General features: G+C 72.5%; 20 protein-coding genes. 9 read left to right on the top strand and 11 right to left on the bottom strand.

Annotated elements, in window-relative coordinates:
- Positions 1–21: 21 nt before the first annotated feature.
- Positions 22–4,182 carry a hypothetical protein gene (locus OG370_RS22830; RefSeq protein ID WP_328467174.1) on the top strand — a complete coding sequence of 1,387 codons (4,161 nt, stop codon included), beginning with the start codon at positions 22–24 and terminating at the stop codon, positions 4,180–4,182.
- Positions 4,183–4,274: 92 nt separating this feature from the next.
- Here OG370_RS22830 and OG370_RS22825 read toward each other — a convergent pair whose 3' ends face one another.
- Complete coding sequence (locus OG370_RS22825; RefSeq protein WP_328467172.1) at positions 4,275–6,158, bottom strand: N-acetylmuramoyl-L-alanine amidase; 1,884 nt, start codon at positions 6,156–6,158, stop codon at positions 4,275–4,277.
- 366 nt (positions 6,159–6,524) lie between these two features.
- Here OG370_RS22825 and OG370_RS22820 point away from each other — a divergent pair, with 366 nt between their 5' ends.
- Together OG370_RS22820 and OG370_RS22815 are read left to right on the top strand one after the other, a co-directional pair.
- Entirely contained in the window at positions 6,525–6,989 is a 465-nt protein-coding gene (locus OG370_RS22820; RefSeq protein ID WP_328467170.1) for an NUDIX domain-containing protein, read from the top strand.
- A gap of 295 nt (positions 6,990–7,284) precedes the next feature.
- Positions 7,285–7,437 carry a hypothetical protein gene (locus OG370_RS22815; protein WP_328467168.1) on the top strand — a complete coding sequence of 51 codons (153 nt, stop codon included), beginning with the start codon at positions 7,285–7,287 and terminating at the stop codon, positions 7,435–7,437.
- 38 nt (positions 7,438–7,475) lie between these two features.
- Here OG370_RS22815 and OG370_RS22810 read toward each other — a convergent pair whose 3' ends face one another.
- Positions 7,476–8,177, bottom strand: coding sequence for an FG-GAP repeat domain-containing protein (locus tag OG370_RS22810; RefSeq protein WP_328467166.1), 702 nt, complete (start codon positions 8,175–8,177; stop codon positions 7,476–7,478).
- An 889-nt stretch (positions 8,178–9,066) separates the two neighbouring features.
- On the opposite strand from OG370_RS22810, the gene OG370_RS22805 reads away from it, so the two are divergent.
- Positions 9,067–9,708 carry a DUF2637 domain-containing protein gene (locus OG370_RS22805; protein WP_328467164.1) on the top strand — a complete coding sequence of 214 codons (642 nt, stop codon included), beginning with the start codon at positions 9,067–9,069 and terminating at the stop codon, positions 9,706–9,708.
- A 129-nt stretch (positions 9,709–9,837) separates the two neighbouring features.
- Positions 9,838–10,527 (top strand): hypothetical protein, encoded by a 690-nt coding sequence (locus OG370_RS22800; RefSeq protein ID WP_328467162.1) that lies wholly within the window; start codon positions 9,838–9,840, stop codon positions 10,525–10,527.
- Positions 10,528–10,542: 15 nt separating this feature from the next.
- On the opposite strand, the gene OG370_RS22795 is transcribed toward OG370_RS22800, so the two are convergent.
- Positions 10,543–11,145 carry a TetR/AcrR family transcriptional regulator gene (locus OG370_RS22795; protein ID WP_328467160.1) on the bottom strand — a complete coding sequence of 201 codons (603 nt, stop codon included), beginning with the start codon at positions 11,143–11,145 and terminating at the stop codon, positions 10,543–10,545.
- A gap of 248 nt (positions 11,146–11,393) precedes the next feature.
- Here OG370_RS22795 and OG370_RS22790 point away from each other — a divergent pair, with 248 nt between their 5' ends.
- Positions 11,394–12,296: an NADP-dependent oxidoreductase gene (locus tag OG370_RS22790; protein WP_328467158.1), complete on the top strand. Its 903-nt coding sequence runs from the start codon at positions 11,394–11,396 to the stop codon at positions 12,294–12,296.
- Between the two features lie 502 nt (positions 12,297–12,798).
- On the opposite strand, the gene OG370_RS22785 is transcribed toward OG370_RS22790, so the two are convergent.
- From OG370_RS22785 to OG370_RS22770, 4 genes are all read right to left on the bottom strand, one after another.
- Positions 12,799–13,464 (bottom strand): response regulator transcription factor, encoded by a 666-nt coding sequence (locus OG370_RS22785; protein WP_328467156.1) that lies wholly within the window; start codon positions 13,462–13,464, stop codon positions 12,799–12,801.
- Positions 13,461–14,825, bottom strand: a complete 1,365-nt coding sequence (locus tag OG370_RS22780; protein ID WP_328467154.1) for a sensor histidine kinase — start codon at positions 14,823–14,825, stop codon at positions 13,461–13,463. Before OG370_RS22780 ends, OG370_RS22785 begins: the two co-directional genes overlap by 4 nt.
- 58 nt (positions 14,826–14,883) lie before the next feature.
- Positions 14,884–15,675 (bottom strand): ABC transporter permease, encoded by a 792-nt coding sequence (locus OG370_RS22775; RefSeq protein ID WP_328467152.1) that lies wholly within the window; start codon positions 15,673–15,675, stop codon positions 14,884–14,886.
- A gap of 97 nt (positions 15,676–15,772) precedes the next feature.
- Entirely contained in the window at positions 15,773–16,723 is a 951-nt protein-coding gene (locus tag OG370_RS22770; protein WP_328467150.1) for an ABC transporter ATP-binding protein, read from the bottom strand.
- A 266-nt stretch (positions 16,724–16,989) separates the two neighbouring features.
- Between OG370_RS22770 and OG370_RS22765 the strand changes: the two genes are divergently transcribed.
- Entirely contained in the window at positions 16,990–17,778 is a 789-nt protein-coding gene (locus tag OG370_RS22765) for a D-Ala-D-Ala carboxypeptidase family metallohydrolase (protein ID WP_328467148.1), read from the top strand.
- Positions 17,779–18,068: 290 nt separating this feature from the next.
- On the top strand, positions 18,069–19,742 hold the full coding sequence (locus OG370_RS22760; protein WP_328467146.1) for an esterase-like activity of phytase family protein: 1,674 nt from the start codon (positions 18,069–18,071) through the stop codon (positions 19,740–19,742).
- Positions 19,743–19,851: 109 nt separating this feature from the next.
- Here OG370_RS22760 and OG370_RS22755 read toward each other — a convergent pair whose 3' ends face one another.
- Positions 19,852–20,922 carry a glycoside hydrolase family 43 protein gene (locus OG370_RS22755; RefSeq protein WP_328467144.1) on the bottom strand — a complete coding sequence of 357 codons (1,071 nt, stop codon included), beginning with the start codon at positions 20,920–20,922 and terminating at the stop codon, positions 19,852–19,854.
- A 283-nt stretch (positions 20,923–21,205) separates the two neighbouring features.
- A complete protein-coding gene (locus OG370_RS22750; RefSeq protein WP_328467142.1) occupies positions 21,206–21,685 on the bottom strand; it encodes a hypothetical protein in 480 nt (159 codons plus the stop codon).
- Between the two features lie 137 nt (positions 21,686–21,822).
- Between OG370_RS22750 and OG370_RS22745 the strand changes: the two genes are divergently transcribed.
- Entirely contained in the window at positions 21,823–22,437 is a 615-nt protein-coding gene (locus OG370_RS22745) for a TOPRIM nucleotidyl transferase/hydrolase domain-containing protein (RefSeq protein WP_443060729.1), read from the top strand.
- Positions 22,438–22,482: 45 nt separating this feature from the next.
- Here OG370_RS22745 and OG370_RS22740 read toward each other — a convergent pair whose 3' ends face one another.
- Positions 22,483–23,748, bottom strand: coding sequence for a vWA domain-containing protein (locus tag OG370_RS22740; protein WP_328467140.1), 1,266 nt, complete (start codon positions 23,746–23,748; stop codon positions 22,483–22,485).
- A gap of 230 nt (positions 23,749–23,978) precedes the next feature.
- Complete coding sequence (locus OG370_RS22735) at positions 23,979–25,304, bottom strand: AAA family ATPase (RefSeq protein WP_328467138.1); 1,326 nt, start codon at positions 25,302–25,304, stop codon at positions 23,979–23,981.
- Between the last annotated feature and the right edge of the window lie 22 nt (positions 25,305–25,326).

Here is a 25,326-nt window from a genome sequence, read left to right as displayed (position 1 = left end):
GGGCGCATCCCAGGGGGGATCATGAGAGAACCGAAAGGCGCCGCCGCGTCGCGGCGCAGGTCGTGGGCGAGACGGCGGAAGGCCGGGGCGGTGCGCGGGACGACCGCGCTGACCGCCGCGCTCGCCACGGCGGCGACCCTGTGGCTCGCGCCGGTGGCCACGGCCGCCGCGGCGACCGGCGACACCGGCAAGGCACCGGCCGGTGCCGGGACCTCCGCGACCGCCCGCGCCGGCGGGCACGCACCAGCCGCCGCGGCGGCGAAGCCCGTGCCGGGCTCGGCGGCAGCGAAGGCCGCGAGTTCCAGGACCACGGCGAAGTCCACCGCGAAGTCCCCGGCTGAATCCGCCGGAAGACCGGCCGCGAAGTCCACCGCGACGCCGCGGGCATGGACCAAGGCCGACGCCGAGAAGGCGCACGCCCAGGCGGTGCGGCAGACCACCGCCGCCGACTCACCCGACGCCTGCTCCGGCGCCTTGGCACCGCACACCGTCTACTCCTGCGCCGATCCGACGAACGGCGACCCCGTCTACACGCTCGACCTGCCGCGGTCGAAGGACGTGCTCTTCGTCCAGGTCGTCGCACAGGACCCCTTCGCGCCGGCCCCGGTGGTCACCGCACCCGACGGCACCGCACTCACCTGCGACCGTCCCGACGACCCGCAGCAGCACAGCTACGGCACCCTGCGCTGCCCGACCGCGCAGGCCGGCACGTACACGCTGACGGTCCCCGGCGCCGGCTTCACCGTCGCCTGGAACGCCCTGCTGTCGGACGCCGCCTGCACCACGCTGTCCGCCCAGGACACCGCGCTGGGCGCGCCCACCGCCCTGGCCGGCTCGCTGGCCGCCGGCTCCCCCGGCGACTGCTACAGCCTCCCGCTGGCGGCCGGGGACGTCCTGCGCTCCCGGGTGTCGGACTGGACCGACAACGCGTGGGTCTACGACGCCGACGGTACCCAGGTGTGCGCCAAGGGCGACAGCTCCTTCGAGATGGACTGCACCCTCACCGGTTCCGCGCCCTACCGCGTCCAACTCGACGAGCGCGAAGCCGAACAGAGCAGCTACACCCTCTCCTTCGCCCGCCTGTCCACTCCGGCCGGCTGCCCGGTCCTGGACCCGCAGGCGTACGGCACCGTCCCGGACGCGTCGTCCACCGCGCGCTGCCGCACCCTGCACGTCCCGTCCGCCGGACCGTATGTCTTCGGCACCGCGGCCGCCGACCACGGCGTCACCGGCGCCCTGTACCGGGCCGACGGCACCGAGGTCTGCACCGAGGACCAGAGCACGGCGTGTGCGCTGACCGCGGGTGACTACACCTGGGCCCGCGACTTCCAGGACAGCGGACCCGCCGCCTACGGCGTGTGGTTCCGCGCCGCGGCGAGCACCGACGGCTGCACGGCCGGCCGCGACGACGACTTCGCCTCCGGGGCCCTGACCGGGGCCTTCGCCGGCCAGGGCGAGGAGTTGTGCTGGACGCTGCCGACCGCGACCGGCCAGGGCCTCTATCTGCTCGACCAGCAGGAGGGTCGCGGGGCGCAATTGGAGGAGGCGGTCTACGACTCCGCGGGCGCCCGGCAGTGCGCCGACGACACCGTCTCCCTGGTGTGCAAGCTCACCGGCACCGCGCCCTTCCACCTGGCGCTCGGGAACACCGCGGCCGGCAGCGACTCCGGCGCCGACGCGGGCGGTTACGTCTACACCGTGCAGCGCACCGGCTCCACCAGCGGTTGCACCGCCTGGCCGCAGTCCGCGTTCGGCGGCTCCTTCGGCGCGGAGGTCTCCCTTACGGCAGCGCAGCAGATGCGCTGCCTCGCCCTCCCGGCGAACGGCCACTCCACCGCGGAGATGTTCGACTTCACCAACACCTCCAACCGGCTCGACGCCTCCTACCGGGTCTACGACGCGGCGGGCGAGAAGGTCTGTGCCAGTACGGGCAGTTCGCTGACCACCTGCCGCTTCGCCGCCGGCACCGCCTACCAGGTGCTGCTGGTGGGCACCGGCTATGACGACACCTACGACGTGGTCCGGCGCGACATCTCCTCGACCGCGTCCTGCAAGGCGCCCGCGTCCCTCACCGTCGGCGGCGCCGCGACCGCCTACTCCTTCGGCTCCGCCCTGGACAGCGGCTGCCTGCACGTGTCCGCCGCGGCCACCGACAAGCTGTGGCTGTCGGTCCGCACGCCGAACCCCGAGTACGAGACGGGAGCCGACCTGTTCGTCGCGGACGCCGACGGCACCGTCGTGTGCTGGCAGCAGGGCATCGCATGCCGCGTCACCGGCTCGACGTCCTACGTGGTCGGCGCGGTGGCCTCCGGCTACGACGGCGACCCCATCGCCGCACGGGTGGACACCTGGAAGGTGGGCACCGCCGCCGGCTGGGCGCCGCAGTGCACGGCCAACCGGCTGTCGCCGGACGGCTTCCCGGTCCAGAGCGGTACCTTCACGGAGTCCGCGTCCGGCTACTGCGCGGTGATGGACCTCAAGCCCTCGCAGCGGTTCGACATCTACGGCACCGACAGCGACATCGCCGGCTACGCGTTCTCGGTGAACCTCCTGGGCACCACGGGCTTCGCCGGGACCTCGATCAACACCGCCTACCAGTGCGGCATGTACAGCCCCGGCTTCCACTCCTCCTGTCTGACCGACTCCTCCGCTCCGGCCGGGCAGTACGTCATGGTGGTCTCGGCCGACCACACCACGGCCCCGGTCGCATACTCGATCCAGGGCGTGTGCAGCCAGGGTTGCTCCACCCAGCACCCCCACGCCGATGTCACCTCGCTGAGTCCGGCGACCGGCGCGGCCGGCACCGCCACCCAGGTCGTTGTGCACGGCTCGGACCTCACCCTCGGAACCGACGTCGAACTGGCGAGCAACGGCCTCAAGTCCGACTCGTGGACCAGCCCCGTCTCGGTGAGTGCCGACGGCACGTCGCTGACGGTGCTTCTGGACCCGGGGTCCGCCGATCCGGGCAGCTACGACGTCGTCGTCGACCAACCCGGCTACAGCGTCGGCACCAAGTCGACCGGCTACCTTCCGGACGGCTTCACCGTCACCGCCGCCACCACCGCCTCGCACAGCCGGCTCGTCCCGGTCACGCCGACGCGCTTCCTGGACACCCGCAACGGGACCGGGGCGCCGAAGGCACAGGTGGGAGCCGGCAAGACCGTGCGACTGACCGTCGCCGGAGCACACGGCGTCCCGGCGTCCGGAGTCACCGCGGTCACCATGAACGTGACCGCCGTACAACCCACCACGACCGGCCACATCACCGTCTACCCCGACGGACAGCAACTGCCCTCCGTCTCCAGCGTCAGCTACCAGGCCGGCCACACCATCGCCAACCTCGTGACCGTGCCCGTGCACAACGGCGTCGTGGACCTCGACAACAGCGCCGGCACGGTCGACCTCCTCGCCGACGTCACCGGCTACTACACCGACGGCGGCGACGGATCGGCTCTGACGCCGATCACGCCGACGCGCTTCCTGGACACCCGCAACGGGACCGGGGCGCCGAAGGCACAGGTGGGAGCCGGCAAGACCGTGCGACTGACCGTCGCCGGAGTGCACGGCGTCCCGGCGTCCGGAGTCACCGCGGTCACCATGAACGTGACCGCCGTACAACCCACCACGACCGGCCACATCACCGTCTACCCCGACGGACAGCAACTGCCCTCCGTCTCCAGTGTCAGCTACGGTGCGGGGCAGACCATCGCCAACCTGGTGACGGTACCCGTGCACAACGGCGTCGTGGACCTCGACAACAGCGCCGGCACGGTCGACCTCCTCGCCGACGTCTCGGGCTACTTCTCCACGACGGGCTCCACGTTCACCCCTGTCGACCCTGTGCGTCTGCTGGACACCCGAAGCGGGCTCGGCGCGCGTACCGGACAGGTCGGCCCGGGCGCGACGGTGAGCTTCGAGGTCGAGGGGGTCGACGGCGTCCCCACCGACGGTCTGACGGCCGTGGCACTCAACGTCACGGTCACCGCCCCCAGCGCCAACAGCCACCTGACCGTCTACCCGCACGGCAGACCGCTGCCGGGAGTGTCGAACCTCAACTACCCGGCAGGCACGACCATCGCCAACCAGGTGGTGGTGCCCGTGGTCGACGGCAGGGTCTCCCTGACGAACTACACGGGTGCCGTCCAGGTCATCGCTGACCTCGACGGCTACTACGGCACCTGATCCGAAGGGCCCCCGGTCGCGCGCGGGTGCGCGTCGCGGCCGGGGGCCCTTCGGTGCCGGGTGCGGCGACCCGGTTCAGTGCGCGGTGGGCGTCAACTCACCTGCACGTCAGAGGAGTTGACGAGTGCCAAGCGGTGGTTGTACTGGATCGTGTACACCGTTCCGGCGCCCTGGATGTAGGTCTCCGTGGGCCGGGTCGTGCCGTTGGCCGGGTAGAAGTCGTCCCGGTTGGCGGGCTTCGCCGTCGCCACGTACTGCTGACCCGCGGCGAAGGTGTACTTGCTGAGCGGCGGCGCCACGTCGGCCGAGAGGCCCGCGGGGTACTCGGACGCGTCCGGGTACGCCTCACCGAAGAGCGGTGCGGCGGTGTCGCCGGCCGTCGTGAGGATCTTCACGTCCTGCGCCTCGACGGTGTTCTTGCCGTCGGGGTTGTCGAACCAGACCTTCTGGCCGCCGTACCAGATGGCCGTCCACTCGCCCTGCTGGTCGGCCACGACGAACTGCTGCCCGGCCGAGACGGTCGAACTCCAGTCGCTGATCTCGTCCTTGCCCGGCGTGCCGTCGGTGTGCACGTACGGGTCGCTCGCCAGCGGCGCGGTCGCGCTGGGCGCGGTGCGCACGTAGAGGAAGTTCGACGCGGCGGTCTGGTCGGTGCAGGTGGTCGTCGCACCGGTCGGGTCGTCCACCGGGCACACGTTCACCGTCTGCTCGTTGGACGCGAACTCCGGTGCGATCGTCACGGCCGTGCCGACCGGGCCCACGCTGTGCTCACCCTTGTCCGTCGGCGCGCCCAGCAGCGCCATGAACTGGTTCCAGTCCCAGTACGGTCCCGGGTCCCAGTGCATGCCCGAGACGAGCGAGTCGACCGGTCCCGGCACGTTGTCGTGGCCGATGATGTGCTCACGGTCCAGCTTGACGTGGTACTTCGCCGCCAGGTACTTCACCAGGTCGGCGGTGTTCTGGTACTGCACCTGCGTGTACCAACTGGCGCCGTGGGCAGCGAAACCCTCGTGCTCGATACCGACCGAGTGCATGTTGAACCAGTAGTTGCCCGCGTGGAACGCCACGTCCTTGGTGGCCACCGACTGCGTCACCGCGCCGTCGGACGAGCGCATCACGTAGTTCGCCGCGTCCCCGCTCGCCGGGTTCTGGAACCCGTCGATGGCGGTCTGGTACGACGTCTCGGTGTCGTGGATGACGATGTACTTGATCTTCATCCCGTCGGCGGCGCGGTCCGCGACCTGGTAGTTGGTCGTCGCCGCGGGTGCCAGCTGGCAGTCGAGCTGCTGCGGGCAGTCGGTGCCGGAGGTCGACGTCTTCTTCAGGTGCAGCGACGACAGGTGGCTGGTGTCCGCCCGCAGCGAGGGCTGCGACGCCAGGTCCACCCGCTGACCCCCGGTGGTGGTGCGCTGCGCACCGGACTTCATCGTCGCGAACACCCGGTTCGCGAAGTCCTCGGCGGCGGCCTGGTCGGTGGACCCGCTGTACCGGGCCACCGCGGTGTACCAGTCGGCCGGGTCCTGCGGGGCGTCACCCCGCAGCTTCTTCTCGTACGACGCCAGGAGCGCCGCCGCGGCACGGATGTTGTCCCGCCGGTCGGTCCGCACCTGCTGCGCGGGCACGTCGATCAGCTTGGCCGCCGCGGTCAGCGTGTGCAGGGACGGGTCGGACGCCAGCGACGCCAGGTCGGAGCGGCCCGCCGCGCCGGCGCCACCGTCCGCGACCATCGACGGCGTCACGTCCGTCAGGCTCATCGGCCCGAATCCGCCGCTGGTGTTGTGCCCCTGGTGGACGTCCCACTGGGATTCCTCGTACGCGACGGCCATCAGCACAGACGCCGGTACGCCGGACTCCTTCGCGGCGTCCGCGAAGTCCTTCTGCTCGCCCGCGGAAGCCGGCCCCGCACTGCTGCCGCTCTGGCTGGCCAACGCCACCGGCGCGCCGACGCACCCCGCGACGACCAACGTCGCACCCACGACATACGTCGCAAGTTTCCGCTTCGATCTCCGCCTCTGACCCACGGTTGCTCATCCTCCGTCTGTATGTGATGCGCTCCCGATCATCACATATTTGATTGAGCATCAGTCAACGTGCCGCTCGTTTTCGGCGCGGAACCGATCACCCTGTGCGGGCTCACGGTATGCCGTGCCGATCGGCACGACGGCGGCAGGTCGCTGGCTGGTACATCGAGCCGGTGGCATGCGGTCATGGAGTGCGCGAGTCGTGAACAGGCGGTGAACAAGCCGCGCGTATGCGGTGGTCGGCGCGATGCCCATTTCCTTTTTCCCCGACCGGGCCGATTCGGGAGCCGGTTGGCCTATCCGGCGGGTGAGACTGGCCTCATGGCTGATATCAAGCGCAGCGCGGGCCTGCTTCTCTTCCGCCGTACCGGCGCCGGGGTGGAGGTGCTGCTCGGGCATATGGGCGGACCCTTCTGGGCCCGCAAGGACGCCGGGGCGTGGACGGTGCCGAAGGGCGAGTACGAGGGCGACGAGGAGCCCTGGGACGCCGCGCGCCGCGAGTTCCGCGAGGAGTTGGGGCTGCCGGCGCCGCAGGGAGCGCCGCTGCCGCTGGGCGAGGTGGTGCAGTCCGGGGGCAAGCACGTGACGGTGTGGGCGGTGGAGGGCGACCTCGATCCGGCGGACGTGGTGCCGGGCACGTTCACCATGGAGTGGCCGCGCGGCTCGGGCCGCACCGCCGAGTTCCCGGAACTGGACCGGGTGGCGTGGTTCGGGCTCGACGCGGCGCGCGAGGTCGTCGTCACGGCGCAGAAGGCGTTCCTGGACCGCCTCGCGGGGCGGATCTGACGTCATGGGCACCGCGGATTCGCGTGGGCGGATTCTTGGGCGAGTACGGCTTTGCGCGAGGACGGATTCGCGGGGTGACGACATTGCGTGGCGAGGGGATGACGCCGTGACGTGACGGATTTGCTCCGCGCGGCGGATTCGTTCAAGCGGATTCGTTCAATCGGTGAGACCGGGATTTCGTCAGGTGGGCCCCGATCTGCCGACGGCCCGTGACCGTGAGAGCGTCGAAGGAGAGGGGCGCGGCAACACCGTGCCGTGCCCGGAACGGGGACGCTCCCAGGAGGAGGACCTCGCGATGAGAGCACTGGAGACGATCGGATTCTCGCTGGTCGTGATCGCTTTCGCCATCGGCATTCTCGTGGTCCTTATGGGCGGACCGAATTACCACGGCGGCACCCGGCACCCGGACCGTCCACGCCACCACCGCAGGCACCTGCTGCACCACTAGCGGGTCTGCCGTTCGCGGCGCGCACCCACCAGACACGGTCAGCGGGCGAAGGCCGACCCGAAACCCGCGCCGTCGGTCGGTATCGCCGTACCGAAGTCGACGGCCGTGATCGTGATCGGGCGCCGCAGGTCGAGGCCGGCGGGGGTGCCGCGCACCACCGCCACCTGCGGGGGACGGACGTCCGGCGAGCCCATCGCGAGGTCGGCCCGCCCGTCGCCGTCGGTGTCGAGCATCGCGGTGGCCGCGGCATCCTGGGCCGGCACGAGTTGCACCGCTGACGTGGTCAGCCCGTGCGGGCCGCCGCGCAGCACCAGCACCGCGCGGGACGAGCCCCCGCCCGTATCGGCGACGTACGCCAGGTCCGCGTAGCCGTCCCCGTTCACGTCCCCCGCCACCGGCAACTGGCCGAACTCGTCCGCGAGGGGTGGCCCGGGCAGTCCCGGGGTCGCGGCGGTCAAGGTGAGCGGTGCGCGCGCGGGGCCGTTCCTGCCGCCGTACCAGACGGTCAGCCGGCTGCCGCCCTTCGGCGGGCCCGGCTCCTCCTCCCCCGGGCCCACCTCGTCGGGCAAGCCGACCGCGATGTCGTCGCAGCCGTCGCGGTCGAAGTCGCCGACGGCGAAAGGCGTGTCGTAGCTGCTGCTGTAGTTGTCCCCGCCCCGGGCGTCCTTCAGCCGCGGCCCCCGGGCGGCACCCGTGGCCGTGCCGTACCAGACGACCGTGGCGCGCGGGGTGTCGACCACGTCGGTCCCCCGCCGCCCCCACCGGACGAGTCCCCGAGCAGCCCGCGAGGCCGAGGGCCGCCCAGCACACCGTCACCGCGACCCACGCGGCAAGTCGCTCGCGCATACGTACACCGACTCGGGACACCCGCCGAAGGTTGTCGCGCCCGGGCCGGACGAACACCGCAGCGGCCGTCCGGGCACCCACGTCCCGTGGTTCCGGAGGAATACCACGCCGCCAGAATCGCCGAGCCCCGGGCCGGGCGAATGGGTCCGTCACCGCCGGGGCTCATCGCGATCGGTGGGAAAGACGGCAGAAACCTGGATTCCGGCTTGCCGTTTTCGCAGGAGTCGCCCTGCCGCGCCGCGCCGGGCAACCGGGCCTTCGGCGTTCCCAGGGCCTCCCGGGCGATCCTCCCACCATCGGAACAGCCGGCACCACAGATATCTGACAGGCTCTCAGAAACGGTGTGAGCGCCGCCATATACCGCAGGCGCCGCCCTTCCCGCCCGATCCGTGGCAAACGGTCCAGCCGAATGCCCACACGCTTCACTCGTTTGCCTCGTCCTGGTCCCGCCCCGTCCTCGTTGATGGAGATGTGAACACGCCCCTTGTCCAACAGACTTCCGAGTACACGGACCCGCTGCGCGTCAGCTCCGCTCCCCTTCCGCGGGAATTCACTCCTGAGGACGCCACCGAGGTAGCGCGCGGCGCCGAATCCGGCTGGGAGCCGGCCACAGGTCCGCGTTCGTGCGGTTCCCTGCTCGGCGAATTCCTCGCCCGCAGGGGACGTGTCGAAGTGGACTTCCGCGGCGTTTGCGCGTCGCACGACTCGGAGACTCGATGAGCGCTCACCGGCAGAACTCGCAACCCTGGTGGCCCCATAGTGTATGAATACGATACCCGCCAGATGATGGGCCCCGACGAGTTCGCGCCCCCGCCGGGCCGGCCGCCGGACTTCTACCCCGAGGCGGAGCCGGACGACACCCGGACGCAGGGCGACTTCGATGCCGAGTTCGAGTACCTGTTTCAGCCGCAGGTCCCGGAGGAGGCGTCGCTCCCGGCGGAACCGCCCGCGGTACCCCCGGTCAAGCACCGCCGCAGGCGCCCCCGGCTGGTGCGACCGCGATGGTCGGCCGTCGTGGGTGTCGTGATCACGGGGATCACGAGCGCGGTCACCAGCACCGTCAGCGTGCTCGGCGCACTGGTCTCCTATGGTCCGCTGCGCCAACTGGCCTCTCCCACCGCGCACGAACTGGACTGGTCCTGGCCGCTGCTCGTCTACGGTCCTTGGCTCGCCGGCGCCCTCTTCGTCCTGCACGCCACCGCGCACCGGCGTCCCACCCGGACCGGGTGGATCGCGGTGTCCCTCTTCTCGGCCATCGCCGTGGCCCTGTGCATCGCCCACGCACCGAGAACCGTCACCGCGAGCGCCACCGCCGGCCTGCCCCCGTTCTCCGCACTGGCCAGCTTCCTCCTCCTCTCCCGGCAGATCGCCCTTCTCCGCCCCGCCCAGGTGAAGATTCCGCGCCAGCGCCGACGCAAGCACTGAGCCCCGCGACGAGGGGCAGGCGACCTCGGCGCGACCACCAGCACCGGTGCCAGAACAAGTCGGCCGACGTGCGGCCCGCACAGTCCCAACGGGAGGCTCGACGTGCTCCTCGAAGAAAACAGTCAGGTGATGATCGAAAACCCGCGCACAGAGGACTGGCTCGTCTGGGGAATGCACTCCACCGTCGCCCCCGACGCTCCGGACACCCTGCTCACCGTCATCGAACTCCCCGCGGTCAAGGAGATGATCGACATGCTCGTGCAGGGATACGTCACCGGGCAGGAACTCCACGAGGCGCTGGACGCCTTCGCGCAACGGCTCAGTCCGCCGGACCCCCCGTACGAGGACACCGAGACGGCTTTCACCGGCTACGACTGCCCGCTCGGCTGTCCGGTGTGCGTCAGCGCCCGGGCCGAGTTCGACGCGATCGCCGCCGAGTCGTTCATGCACAAGGTGCGCCTGTCCGATCCGGACCTCTATCCGTACGCGGCGGGGAGAACCACGCTGCACCTGAGCAGTTGCCTCCGGGTGGCGCGGTATGTCGGTCGGGCGGAGCCGGAGGGGTCGCCGTGGTCTCTGGCCGGCCTGCCCGCGTTCGCCCACCACGGAGTGTGCAGCACCACGTGGGCGGCCGGGATGCAGGTCCTGACCGCGGACGAAGCCGCCGAATGGGTCAGGTGGCAGAACGACCCCCGCCATGGGAGCGGCTACAAGCTGTGCTGCCACTGCCTGTCCCCCGTCCCGGCGGCCATGCCGGACGAGGAGAGCGCGTTCGCCATCACTTACTGGCCCGCGGAGAACGCCGTCACCTGGGGATAGCCGTCGCGGAACGGATCAGAGGCCGTACTGGAGGGCGGCGAAGAGGCGGTCGAGGCCGGCGCGGTGGTCGGGGAGCACGGCGTCCGGCGGGTCCCCGGCGGTGAGGCGGCGCGCGGTGCGGACCAGGACGGTGCCGTAACCGGCGACGAAGAAGGCGGCGAGCAGGTCGGGGTCGCCCTCGAAGGCGGGGTCGCGGGCGAGTTCGTCGGCGAGGGTCTGCTGGAGGTCGGCGGCGATCTCCCGCGCACGGGCGATCAGCGCGGGCGAGCCCGCGACGGTGCGGAAGAAGGGGAGGGAGCGGTCGTTGACGCCGGAGAGCGGGTGCCGGGTGTCGACGAGCCGCAGGACGGTGGCGCGCAGCGAGGTCGGTACGTCGACGCCCGGGGCGCGGTCGCGTACCGCCGAGCGCAGGAAGTCCACGGCGTCGTCCGCGCGGTCGAGGAAGAGGTCCTCCTTGCGCGGGAAGTGGTTGAAGACGGTCACGCTGGAGACCCCGGCCGCGCGCGCCACCTCGGCGACCGTGACCGTGTCGTACCCGCGCTCCAGGAAGAGCCGGGTCGCGGCCTCCGCGATCCTCGCGCGTGTCTGCGGCCCGCCGCGCTCTCCGGTCCTGGGCATCCTGCCTCACTCTCGCTCTATCTTGTGTGACTAAACTTAGTCACTTAATATAGTGGTCGGGCCGCCGAACGGACCCACGTCATTGTCGTCCGGGACATCGGGCGGACCTGGCCGGCGGCCCTTGCGTACGGTGCCGGCGGCGGAACGCGTCGCACCATGCCGCGAGCGGCACCCACCAGCAGCGGCCGTCAACGAGCAGTCGAGCCACGCCCGCGGACCAGCGAGCCGCGTCGAGATCGGAGCGCATGATGAAGGCAGCCCGTTTCAGCCGGTTCGGGGGCCCGGACGTCCTCGAACTCGTGGACCTGCCTGCTCCGCGTCCCGACCCCGGCCAGGTCCGGATCGCGGTGCGCGCGGCCGGCGTCAACCCGAGCGACTGGAAGAAGCGCGCGGGGCTCATGGACGAGGAGCTCCCGCAGACCCTGGGCTACGAGGCGGCAGGCATCGTCGACGCGCTCGGCGAGGGCGTCACGGACGCGGCCGTCGGCGATCGCGTCTTCGGCTTCTGCACCGAGGGGGCGGCGCAGGCCGAGTCGGCGGTGCTGTCGTACTACGCGCCGATCCCGCCGTCGCTCGACTTCGCCGGCGCCGCCGCGCTGCCGGCCGCCGTCGAGACGGCGACCCGCGCGCTCGACCAGCTCGGCGTGGGGAACGGGGACACGCTGCTGGTCAACGGCGCTTCCGGAAGCATCGGCAGCGCCGCGGTCCAGTTCGCCGTCGCGCGCGGCACGCGCGTGATCGGCACCGCGAGTCCGGCGAACCACGCGTACCTGCGCTCGTTGGGGGCCGTGCCCGTCGCCTACGGTGACGGGCTCGTCGAGCGGGTCCGCGCGCTCGCGCCCGACGGCGTCGACCTGGCGCTCGACGTCGCAAGCAGCGGCGTGCTGCCCGAACTCATCGGCCTCGCGGGCGGCCCGGAACGCGTCCTGACGGTCGCCGACTTCGCCGGTGCGCAGGAGCATGGGGTGCGGTTCAGCCGGGGGGACTCCGGCCGCGCGCTCCACGCGCTCGCGGAGATCGGCGAGTTGATCGAGGCCGGGCGCTTCTCGCTCCCCGTCGGCGGGACGTTCCCGCTCGCCGACATCGCGGAGGCGCACCGCGCCGGCGAGAACGGCCGCCTGCGCGGAAAGCTCGTCCTCCTGGTCGGCTGACCCGGCCGAGCCGACCGCGCGGCCCGGGTCCCCCGGCAACGGGCCCGCTCAGCAGCTCAGATGAGCGGCGCCGGACGCCGCGCCATCCGACCGTGTCCCCATCGGGAATCCGGCGGCGCGCCTCCGACAACGTCCAGCACCCAGGCCCGGCCAACTCGCCGCGGGGCAGGGCCCGCGGGCCCGGCGCGCCACAGTGGGTGGCTGAGCGCGCAGTTCCCCGCGCCCCTGGGGTGGCCGCCCACCGCGGACAACGTCCAGCACCTAGGCCCGGCCAACTCGCCGCGGGGGCAGAGCCTGCGGGCCCGGCGCACCACAGTGAGTGGCTGAGCGCGCAGTTCCCCGCGCCCCTGGACAGGTACGGCTCCTCCCGCGGAAGAACGGCCCCCCTCAAGGGTCGCTGGGGGCACCTCCCAGGCGAAGCTCTGGGGAGGAACTGCGCGACCGGCCCACCACCCGCCGGTGGTCCGGCCAACTCGCCGCGGGGGCAGAGCCTTCCCGGGGGTCACTCGGGTGGGGGGGACTTGCGGGGCGTGAGGAGGCCGCGGTTGAACGCCTCGGCCACGGCGGCCGCGCGGTCGCTGACGCCGAGCTTGCCGTAGACGTTCAGGAGGTGGGTTTTGACGGTGGCCTCGCTGATCAGGAGTCGAGCGGCCACCTCGCGGTTGGTGGCACCGGCCGCGACCCACTTCAGGACCTCGCTCTCGCGCCGGCTGAGCGGTCCGGGGCCGGGTGAGCGGACCCGGTTCATCAGCCGGGCCGCGACGGCCGGGGAGAGGACCGCCTCACGGTTGGCGGCGGCCCGCACCGCGCGGAGCAGTTCGTCGCGAGGCGCGTCCTTGAGGAGGTAGCCGGTCGCGCCCGCCTCGATCGCCGGCAGGACGTAGCTGTCGGAGTCGTACGTGGTCAGCACCAGCACCCGCGCGGTGCTGCCGGCCCTGGCGAGTTCGGCGATCGCGGTCACGCCGTCCATCCCGGGCATGCGCAGGTCCATCAGGACCACGTCCGGCCGGAGGCTGCCGGCCATCCGGACCGCCTCGGCGCCGTCGGCCGCCTGGCCCACCACCTCGAAGGCCGGGTCGGCGGCGAACATGCCGCTCAGGCCGTCCCGGACGACGGGGTGGTCGTCGGCGATCAGCAGCGTGATCGGGGCCCCGCCGGCCGGGCTCACGCGCCCGCCTCCACCGTCTCCTGGGGCACGCACGCGGAGACCGTCGTACCCGATCCCGGCGCCGACTCGACCCGCAACGTCCCCGACAGCCCCTCGATCCGCTCCCGCATCGCCTTCAAACCGAACCCACCGCCCGCTTCCGTATCCGACCCCGATCCCGGTTCCGCTTCCGTGCCCGATCCCGGTTCCGCTTCCGCTTCCGCTTCCGACTCGGGGCCGACCGTCGCCGACGCGGGCACACGAGGGGCCGACGGGTCGAAGCCGCAGCCGTCGTCCCGTACCTCCAGCGTGACCTCGGACCCCAGATACCCGAGCGTCAGCGTCACCGTGCCGGCGCGGGCGTGCCGGGCCACGTTCGCCATCGCCTCCTGCGCCGCCCGCAGCAGGGCCAGTTCGGTCTCCGACGCCAACGGCCGGGCGGTCCCGACGGTGGTCACATGCGCCGTGATCCCGTGCAGCGCCGACCAGCGGTCGGCGACCCCGGCCAGCGCCTCCCCCAACCCGGCGGTCTCCAACGGCTGCGGCCGCAACGCGTCCACCGACCGGCGCGCCTCGGCCAGGCTCTCCCGGGCCAGCCGGGTCGCCGCGGCGAAGTGCGCCTGCCACCGCGCCGGGACGTCCCCCGCCGACTCCGCGGCCTGCAACTGGGTGACGATCCCGATCAGGCCCTGCGCCAGCGTGTCGTGGATCTCCCGGGCCATCCGCTGCCGCTCGTCCAGGACCCCCGCCTCGCGGGCCTGCACCACCAACTGCCGGTGCAGTCCGGCGTTCTCGGCCAGCGTCGCCTGGAGCCGGCGGTTGGCCTCCCGCGCCTGCTCCAGCGCCGCCACCCGCTCCACGTTCTTCCGATCGACGTCCCACTCCCACCACGCCATCCCGCACATGCAGACGACGTTCACCGCCAGCACCACCACGGTGAGCGCCACCCCGAAGGCGTTGTGCTTGGGGATGCCCGCCACCTGCGCCATCCCCGACTCGAACGCGACCACGGAGACCCCCGCGAGCCGCCACGGCCAGACCAGCACCCCGAAGGCGTAGGAGTACCCGGCCGGCGTGAACAGGCCGAACCACGGGTCGCGCAGCACCAGTACGCCGATCAGCACGACCAGCCCGGCGAAGAACACCGCCATCACCGCCACGCGCTCCCGCCACGCCGGGTGCCAGGTGAACATCCACAGCATCCACAGCGCCGCCGTGGCACACAGCCCCAGGTCGATCAGCAGGGAGCCGCCCGCACCGCGCTTGACGACCAGCGTCACGACGACCAGCGCGGCCAGGATCACGTACGGCGCCACGGTCATCAGCGGTTCCAGCCGCTGGTCCTGGCGACCCGGCCGTACGGGCGGCACCGCCCCGCTCATCGCGGCCCCGCCCGCTCCGGCCCCACCGCCCACGACCCCGTCACCCCGTCCCCCGTCCTCATTCCCAGCGGAACCATTTAACCGCGCCCCCGCCGAAGACCGCCGTGTACGCGACCAGCGTGATCAGCTGTACCGGGTGCGGCCAGTGCCCTTCCGTCGCGTCCGTCAGCGCCTGCACCGCGGCGCCCAGCGGGGCGGCCTGGCTGATGTGCCGCAGCAGCGACGGCATGGTCGCGATCGGCAGGAAGAGCCCGGCGAAGAACATCATCACGTAGAACAGCGTCACCCCCACCGCGTTCGCGACCTGGCTGTTCGGCGAGGCCGCCGCGACGAACAGGCCGAGCGCGATCAGCGCGAGCGCGGTCAGCACGATGCCGATGGCGTACCCGGCGGCCTGCCGCGGCAGCGGCACCCCGAACGCCAGCCGGGCCACCAGCAGCAGCGCGACCACCGCCACGGCCGCGGTCGCCAGGTTGACCAGGAGCTGCGCCGCCAGCACCCGGGCCGGCCCCACCGGCGTCGTCCGCAACCGCCGCAGCACCCCCTTCTCCCGGTAGCCGACCAGCACCTGCGGCACCACGTTGAACGACAACGTGGCCAGCACGAAGGCCGCGAGGATCGGCACGTACACGTCGAGGAGGGTGTATCCGTCCAGGTTCGCGCGATGCTGCCGGTAGAACGGGATGTTCCCGAACACGATCAGCAGCACCAACGGCAGGCCGACCGCGAAGACCGGGCCCGCCTTGTCCCGCAGGAACAACCTCAGCTCGGCCAGCGCGAGCCGGCCCAGCGCCGAACCGTCCGCGACGGCGCCTGGCACCGCCGGCGCGCTCGACGTACCCACCGACATCACTGAACTCCTCTTCCTGCTCGCACGGTTACGTGAAGGTGTGGCGAACGGTCGCGCCAAGGCATGGCGAACGGCCCCGCGAAGGCGTCGCGAACCGTCAGTCGTGGACGGCGCCGGGCGAATCCGCGGCGCCCGTCCCGGTGGTGAGGTGGTTGCCGGTCAGCGCGACGAACGCGTCCTCCAGACTCGGCTGGTCCACCCGCAGGTGCTCCGCCACGATGCCGTGGCGGGCCAGCACCGACGTGACCGCGTTCAACGCGTTGGCGGTGCCCGTGACCAGCACCAGATCGCCCCGCCGGGTCAGCCCGGTCACGTCCGGCAGCTCCGTCAGCAGGCCGTCCTCGAACGGCACCGACGGCCGGAACCGGATGCGCTGGCCGTCCGGGACCCGCTCGGTCAGGGCGCTCGGGCTGTCCACCGCGACCACCCGGCCCCGGTCGATCACCGCCACCCGGTCGCACAACCGCTCGGCCTCCTCCATGAAGTGGGTGACCAGCAGGATCGTCACCCCGCGGGCGCGGACGCCCTGGATCAGCTCCCAGGTGTCCCGGCGGGCCTGCGGGTCCAGCCCCGTGGTCAGCTCGTCCAGGACGGCCACCTCCGGGCTCCCGATCAGCGCCAGCGCGATCGACAGCCGCTGCTTCTGGCCGCCGGACAGATCCGCGTACCGCGTCCGCTCCTTGGCCGTCAGCCCCAGCGCCGCCATCAACGCCCGCGGATCGGCCGGCCGGCGGTAGAACGAGCGGTACAGCCGCAGCGCCTCGCCCACCGTCATCCGGTCCTGGAGCTGCCCGTCCTGGAGCTGCACCCCCAGCCGCTGCGTCAACTCCGGGCGGTCGCGCAGGGGATCGAGCCCCAGCACCCTGATCTCCCCGCCGTCCGGCGTCCGCAGCCCCTCGACGCACTCCACCGTCGTCGTCTTGCCGGCGCCGTTCGGGCCGAGAATCCCGAAGATCTCGCCCTGCTCCACGCGGAACGAGACATCGTCCACCGCCACGGTGCCGCCGTACCTCTTGTGCAGGTTCCGCACCTCGACCACCGCGGGCATACGTGGTGTCCCCTCTGCTCCCGAACTCTTCCCGGACCGTTCACCACCCTGACAGCGGACGGCTTCCGCGCCCATCGACCGACCGACCACACTCCGCGGACAGCGGCTGATCGGCCACCGGGCCGGTCCCCCTCCACCGATCGGTTGATCCGGCCTCATCCCCCGTGCGCCGCAGGCCTCTTGAGCACCGCCCGACCCGCCGCCATGCTGGGGGCGCTCCACGCCCGCGGCCCACTCCGAGCCGCTCGGTCACCGAAAGGACCACGATGACCTCGTCCCCGTCCTCGTCCTCCTCGCCGTCCTCGCCTCCCTCGTCCTCCTCCCCCTTCGACCGCCGCACCCTGCTGCGCGGAACGCTGGCCGCAGGCGCCGGCGTCGTCCTCGGACCGATCCTGCTGTCCGGCTCTGCGTACGCGTACACCTGGTCGCGTACCCTCCAGCAGGGATCGACCGGCGCCGACGTGACCGAACTGCAGATCAGGGTGGCCGGCTGGGCCACCGGCAGCGCCGGCCACACCCGGGTCGCCATCGACGGGGACTTCGGCCCGGGCACCGCCACGGCGGTCCGGCTCTTCCAGTCCGCCTACGGCCTGTCGTCCGACGGCGTCGTCGGCCCCGCCTCCCAGGCGCAGCTCAACGCCCTTCAGCAGTCCGACGGTTCCACCGTGCACTTCGACTTCAGCGAGTTCACCGACCGGGTGAGCGGCACCTTCGACGGCGGCAAGGTCAGCGCCGCCGCCGCGAAGGAGAACGTCCGCCGCGCGATGTACAAGCTCGAAGCGCTCCGCAGGAAGCTCGGCGACGTCCCGATCACCGTCAACTCCGGCTTCCGCAGCATCTCCCACAACGCCGCGGTCGGCGGGGCGAGCGACAGCATGCACCTGTACGGCACGGCCGCCGACCTCGACGTCCCGGGCGTGGCCAACAAGACCGTCTACCAGAAGGCGGAGACCTGCGGATTCTCCGGCCTGGAGACCTACACCGAGGACCACCAGCACGTGGACAGCCGGGCCGACCTCGGCCGGGCCTGGTGGTGGGAGAACGGCACCGTCTGACCCGCCCCGCCCGCGGGAAGGGGGTGGGGCGCGGAGACCGGAATCCCGCGCCGGGCCGAGTGCCCAGCAGGGTGCCGGTCAGGCGCCGGGCCGGGTGCCGACGCAGGTCCCGGCCGGTGCCGGGCCACGTCCCGGGAGTCCGCACCCCCACCCCCACCTATCCCAGCGGCCCCAGGGCGTAGCAACGACGACGGCGGAAGTCGAGGACGTTCGCAGAGTCGTTCCATCCCGGATCGAGGGTTCACCAGGGGTCAACTCGGCGTTCACCGCCGACCGACAGGTTCGGCAGCATGACTTCGAGACCCTTCTCCCGCAAGCGCACCCGGGTTGCCGTCGCGATCGTCGCCACCGCCGCCGTGGTGGGCGCGGGCACCGCCGCGGCCCAGGCCCACGGCTGGCTGTCGGCTCCGTCGCACGACTTCAGCGCGACGGCCGACTCGTACTCCGGCCACGGCAAGGTGACCGGCAACGTGCTGCGCAACGACGCCCGCGCGACCGCGGTCGTCCGGCACACCGACCCGTCCGACGGCACCGCGACGGTCGACCCGGACGGCTCGTTCACGTACACCCCCAAGGCCGGCTTCAAGGGCACGGACACCTTCACCTACACGGCGACCGACGCGGTGCAGCTGTTCAAGGACACCCAGGCGAACGGCGACGCCCTGCCGCCGCTGGCGAAGGTCGCCGGCCCGAACGGCACCACCACCGAGATCTCCGGTGAGGGCTACGGCTCCTCGCTCGCCCCGGTGCCCGGCAGGTCCGGCTACTTCTACGGCCTCACCGACCGCGGCCCCAACGCCGACGCCCCCGACGGCAACAAGTCCGAGATGGTGCTGGACTTCACGCCGCAGATCGGCGAGTTCAAGCTCGTGGGCGGGAAGGCCGAACTGGTCAAGAAGGTCACCCTGAAGGGCCCGAAGAGCCTGGGCGGCGTCAACTACAGCGGCCGCCCGCCGCACGACACCAGCGAGGTGATCGACGACGTCAACGCGACCAACGCCAACGGCGGTACGCCGGTCCCCGTCGCCAAGGACCCGTACGGCTACGACTCCGAGGGCCTGGTCGCGCTGCCGGACGGCACGTTCTGGGTCTCGGACGAGTACGGCCCGTACCTCACGCACTTCGACGCCAACGGCTACGAGTTGGGCCGGCTGACCCCGTACAAGGACAGCCAGGACAACGCGTATCACAAGATCGTCGGCTACCTGCCGGCCGAGTTCGCGGACCGCCTGAAGAACAAGGGCATGGAGGGTCTGACGGTCACCCCGGACGGCTCGACCCTGGTGGGCGTCATGCAGTCCGCGCTCCAGCAGCCGGACCTCGGCAGCACCAAGGCCGGCAACGTCTCGACCACCCGCGTCATCACGATCAACCTGCGCACGTACCAGACCAAGCAGTACCTCTACCTGCTGGACGACCCGGACGACACCGGTGACGCCAACAGCGAGATCACCGCTCTGTCGGACACGAAGTTCCTGGTCGACGAGCGGGACGGCAACTTCGAGCCGTTCGCGCAGAAGAACCTCTACGAGATCGACATCAACGGCGCCACCGACGTCAGCGGCCTGACGATCGGCGGGAAGTCGCCCGAGGCGTTCGTCGGGAAGAAGGGCACCAATGACGCGCTGGCCGCGCTCACCGGCGCCGGTGTGCACGTCGCGCAGAAGCAGCCGTACCTCAACGTCGGCACGCTGGTGAGCCAACTCGACCCCAGCGGTGCGTTCTTCTCGCACGACAAGGTCGAGGGCGTCGCCACCACGGACGCCGGCAAGACGCTGTACCTGTCCAACGACGACGACTTCGGCATCGACACCATCGCCGTGGACCCCGACGGCAAGTGGACGGTCCACCAGAAGGTGATGCCGCCCACCGGCCAGACCGACAACGGGGAGATCCTGAAGGTCGACACCACCAAGCTCCCGGCGGTGCTCAAGACCGTCACGGTGACGATCCACGTCCGCTGACCCGCCCCGCCTCCGTCCCCCGGGCCCGCCCACAGAAGTGGGCGGCCCCGCCGGCGGCCCACGCCGCCGCGCCGTTCCGGCGCATCCTCGGCCGCGCGCGGACCACCCGTCACTCGAAGAACTTCAGACTCCACCCCGTGTCGCTGGTCGCGCCGGGGACGTTGGCCCGGGTGTAGGTGGTATTGCCCCACCAGCAAAAACTCCCGCTGAACCAGTACCGGTTGGCCCACGAGTACGGCGTCCCCTTCGGCACCGCGGTGAACATCAGCGGGAACGTCGGGCCGGCCGGCGGGCTGGTGTTGATGTCGCCGTCGAGCAGGACGAAGCTGTGGCTGCCGGGGCCGTCGACGTAGAGCGTCGGGTCCCAGCCGGACATCATCGTGGCCGCGTGGGAGCCGAACAGGCAGCCGTTGGACTTGTACCAGTCCCAGACGTACGTCGGGTCACCGCCGGCCCGCAGCCGCAGGTCGGCCATGCAGTACTGGTCGCTCCAGCTTCCGTTGGCCGAGTAGACGATGTGCAGTTGGCCGTTGGGGTCCTTGATCGCCGCCGGCGCTTCGTTGATGTAGGGGTCGCCGACCACCCGCTCCCAGCTCTCACGCGGCTGCGAGATGATGAAGCGCGCGCCGGTCGGCGTGGTGGGGCTGCTCATCCGGGCGATGTAGAGGTTCTGTTCGACGTTGGTGTCGCCGTCCCAGCCCGACCAGACGAACCAGCGCTGCCCGTTGAAGGCGAACATGTTGCCGTCGATGGCCCACTTGTCGTCGGGCAGGGCCAGTTCGGTCTCGGCGCCGTATCCGCTGTTCGCGGTGGCGGAGCTGATCACGTACATCCGGTGGGCCGATCCGGTGCCGGACGTGAAATAGATGTAGTAACGGCCGCTGTCCACCACGATCTCCGGGGCCCACACCTCACCGCGGCCCGCGGTGTCCGACCAGACCTTCTGGGCGGTTGCCGCGCCGAGAGCGTCCGGAGAGGACGCCTCCCGCACCGCGATGCCGCCGCCGGCGGACTCCGCGGAGATGTAGGTGCCGCCGACCCTGATCACGCTCGGGTCGGCGTTGTGGATGCTGGTCCGGGCCGCTTGCGCGGGCGCGGGGCACACCAGTGCGAGCACCGCGGCCAGCGCACCGCACAGGGTGAAGGCCGTCGCGCCGTAGAGACTTCGCAGGAGCTTCATCGTCCCGTTCCATGGTCGGCCTCCGCTTCGACGCGAGCCCGGACCGGCGGAGGGGCGCCGGCAGGTGGACGACGTCCGGTCGGATCGCATCGGAGGGGGGCGACTGGGCGCTCCGACCGTCTGCACTCCACCGTTTCCGAACAGGGGTCACCACCGGCGGGAGCACATTCCGACAGCATCACGACCGACCGTGCACATGTCAATCGCCCATCCGAGTACCGCTCCCCAACTCTCCAGCGGGCGGGGGCACCCCGGGCGGGCCGGGGCGCCCCGGGAGCGTGGGTCAGCCGAGGGGGATGACGACTCCGGCGGAGGGGTGCGCCCGTTCCGCCTCGTCGAGCATGAGCGCGGCCACGGTGGCGCGGGAGATCCGCGGCGGGAGCAGAGGGCGCGGGTAGTCCGCGAGAGGCACCGTGCGGCGTTCGGGCCCGAGGGGCCCGTCCGTGAGGTCCGGCGCGTGGAAGACGGTGGCGCCGGCGTCGAGCGCGATCTGGTCGGCCTCCGCCTTCTCCACCAGCTCCGCGCCGACGAGCATCCGCATCACCGCGGAGTAGATCAGCCCGCCGGCGCCCTTGGAGGGGCCCGCCCCGAGCGCGCCGAGCCACACCGTACGGACGCGCGCCTCGGCCAGCCGCCGCGCGCCGGCGGCCAGCGCGCCCGGGCCGTCCCCCTTGCTGACGCCGACGGCCGAGACGACCACGTCGACGTCGTCGAGACCGGGGAAGGTCCCGGGAGCGGAGACGTCGGCCCGCCGGACCTCCACCCGCCCGCCGCCCGCCCCGGCCTCCGCCCCACGCGGTGACCGCCTCCCGGAACGCCTCCATACCCGCCATGCGACGAGTCTCCGGCCCCACCACCCGCGACGGAACCGAATGGGCGGCCGAAGGTGCGGCCGGGGCTGTGACCAGGGGTGCGCCCAGGGGTGCGGCAGGAGACACGGCAGAAGGTCCGGCCGGGGACATCGCGGCGGAGTGGGCCGGGCGGGCGGCGGTGCGGCCCGTGGTGCTCGTGGAGGGGCCGAGTGACGTCGCGGCGGTCGGTGCGCTGGCCGCGGCCCGGGGGCGGGACCTGGAGGGGGAGGGCGTCTGCGTCCTGGCGATGGGCGGCGCGATGAGCATCGCGCGCTTCGCCCAGCTGCTCGGCCCGCCCGGCCTGGACCTGCGCCTGACCGGGCTGTGCGACGAGGCGGAACGCGGCTTCTACGAGCGGGGCTTCGCGCGCGCCGGCGCCGCGCGGCAACGGTTCTTCGTCTGCGCGGCGGATCTGGAGGACGAACTCATCCGCGCGCTCGGCGTGCCCCGGGTGACGGAACTCGTGTGCGCCGAAGGCGACTTGCGCGCACTCCGCACCTTCCTGCAGCAGCCCGCGCAGCGCGACCGCCCCGCACCGCAGCAGTTGCGGCGCTTCATCGGCACGAAGAAGGGCCGCAAGATCCGCTACGGCCACGTCCTCGTGGAGGCCCTCCCCCCGGACCTGGTCCCGCCGCCGCTCGACGACCTCCTCAACAGCCTCTGAAAAAGGCCGCGTTGAAGGGCCCACCGGGAACGGCGGCACGGCCGTTCAGCCGATGGTGACGACGCGGGCCCAGGTGGGCGGTTCCAGGGGGACGTAGTCGGGGTCCTCCTCGTCCACGGAGTCGGCGGGGCGGGGGAAGAGGCCGACGACGGTGCGGCAGGGCGGCGGCGCGGAGGGCCAGGGGGTCTGGCCGTCGGTCAGCGCGACGATCGCGTCCGGCCGGACCCGGGACCGCAGCGCCTGGGCGAAGCCGGAGCGCAGGTCGGTTCCGCCGCCGCCTACCAGTTCGATGTTCTCGGCCCGGCAGATGGGGACGGCGATCCCGGCGGCCGCGTCGCAGGAGATCACCGTCACCAGGTCGCGCCGTCCGCCCACCGCGCGCGTGATCGCCGCCACCTCCAGCAGAGCGCTGCCCAGTTCGGCGTCGCTCACCGACCCGGAGGTGTCGATCACGACGCAGACCCGGGGCGGTGTACGGCGCAGGCTCGGCATCAGCACCCCGGGCACACCGGCGGAGCGCCGCGACGGGCGGCGGTAGCTGTAGTCGCCGCCCGCCCCCGGCGCGCTCACCGCCGAGCGGACCGCCGCCCCCAGCAACTGCCGCCAGGGCTGCGGCGGATGGAACGCCTCATCCGCCCATCGGCGCCATCCCTGCGGAGCACTGCCCGGGCGGCCCTTGATCGCCTCGGCGACCCGGAAGCGGACCGCGTCCCGCTGCTGCCTGCTGAGCCCGTGCGCGCCGCCGGGTCCCGATTCCCATGGCCGGGCCTGCCCGTCGGCACCGCTGCCGCAGTCCAGCCAGGCGAGGTCCGTGGCGGCCCCGGACAGCGACGAGGTCCGCAGGTACTCCTCCATGAGCAGGCCCTCGGGCAGCCGGAGCAGGCTGGGCAGCACCGCGCCGGTGGGGCGGGGCAGGCCCTTGCCGTGGAGGTCGTCGTAGATGTCGTCGTTGATCTCGAAGTCGGCGGCGATGTTCCGCCGCAGCCTCTCCCAGCGCTCGGCCTGCCGGACCTCCTGCTCGCTCCGCGCGCCCCGGCCGCGCCCCTCCCGCTCCTCCTGCTCGCGCGCATAGCGCTCGCCCCGCCCGTGGTGGTCCCGCAGCAGGTGGGAGACCTCGTGCACCCATACGCCCGCCAGTTCCTCCACCGGCATCCGCGCCACGAAGCCGGGCGAGACGTAGCAGCGCCAGTGCGCGTCCACCGCCATCGTGGGCACCGACCGGTCCTCGACCACGTGCAGCGCGAAGAGCGCGTCGGCGAGGTACGGGCGGACCTTCACCGCGTGCAGCCGGGCGGCCAGCAACTTCTCCATGTCCAGGGGGATTCCGGGCTGGGTGGCGCCTGGACGCGGTGCGGCGCCGTCCCCCGCCGCGGTGGCCGGCGCCGTACGCGGTGGCGCGGGCTTGGGCGCCGGGCGCGGTGGCGCGGGCTTGGGCGCCGTACGCGGATACGGTCCCGGGCGCGGCACCGGATGCGGCACATCGCGGGACGACGAACGCGACACCGAACTCGGCTGCGGGCCCGTACGCTTCGCGGCCCCCGTCATCGCCGCTCCCCCGGCGTCCGCCGCGCGCCGGGCGCGGCCTCGGCCCGCCGCACCGACCGGTCCGCCCTGCGCGCGAGGCCGATCACCCCGGTCAGCCGTTCCACCCCCGCCGGCACCTCCCACTCGTCGCGCCGCAGCGCGGCCAGCGCCGTCGCCGGAGCGACCAGCAGGTCCGGCGCGCCGGTCTCCAGTGCCCGGGCCAGTACCGCCCAGCCCGCCTCCCACCGGTCCCGCTCCGGCCGCGCGCCGACGGCGGCCACCACCGACTCCAGGGCCGCCTGGCGCAGGTCGCCCCGCTCCGGCAGCTCGGCGGCGGCCGGATCGGCCAGCATCACCTCCGGGTCCGGCAGCTCCATCCGGTCCAGGTGGGCGAGGAGTTCGAGCCCGGGTCCGTCCCCGACCGCGCCCCGCACCAGCAGCGCCAGCACCTCGCGGGAGACACCGGCCGCGGTGCCGAACGCCAGCAGCGTGAGCGCGGCCTCCCAACTCCGCGGTGACGGCCAGGCGCCGCCGCGCCGGGTCTCGGTGGTCGGCAGCCGGTGGATCAGGGTAGGCCGGGCCTGGAGGAAGCCGCAGACCGCGCGCCGGGCGAACTCCGCCGCCTCCGGCAGCCGTTCGGGCACCAGCCGGGGCAGCTCCGCCCGGGGCCAGACGCCGCCCAGCCCGCGTACCACCACCTCCCGGTCGTGCACCCAGTACAGGTGCACGAACCGGTTGGCCAGCGGCGGGCTCAGCTCCCACCCGTCCGCGGCCGACGCGCGCGGGTTGGCGGCGGCCACGATCCTGATGCCCGGGGGCAGTTGGAGCGCGCCGACCCGCCGCTCCAGGACCACTCGGAGGAGCGCTGCCTGGACCGCCGGGGTGGCGGTGGACAGTTCGTCGAGGAAGAGCAGCCCCCGCCCGGCGCGCACGAGTTCGACGGCCCACTGCGGCGGCGCCATCGGCACCCCGCGCACCTCGGGCTCCTCGCCCACGATGGGCAGCCCGGAGAAGTCGGACGGCTCGTGGACGCTGGCGATCACGGTCGTCAGCGGCAGGTCGAGGGTGGCGGCGAGCTGCGTCAGGGCCGCGGTCTTGCCGATGCCCGGCTCCCCCCACAGCAGCACGGGCAGGTCGGCCGCGACGGCCAGGGTGAGCGCTTCGAGCTGCTCGTCCGGACGGGGCTCCGTCCTGGTCGTCCGCAGCAGGGTCAGGAGGTCCTCGGCGACGGCGAGTTGGGCGTCCGTGCCGGAGGCCCCGGCGGGCGCGACGGAGGGCGGGACGGTGGATACGGGCACGCCCGCGGCCGGAGCCGGGGCGGGCAGGAGGGTGCTGGACGTCATGGGCATCACCTGGGGTCGTGTA

Origin of the sequence: Streptomyces sp. NBC_00448, assembly GCF_036014115.1 — a bacterium.
Classification (GTDB): Bacteria; Actinomycetota; Actinomycetes; order Streptomycetales; family Streptomycetaceae; genus Actinacidiphila.
The sequence above is the reverse complement of the archived record's forward strand: the minus strand, read 5'-3'. Positions and strand labels throughout refer to the sequence as shown.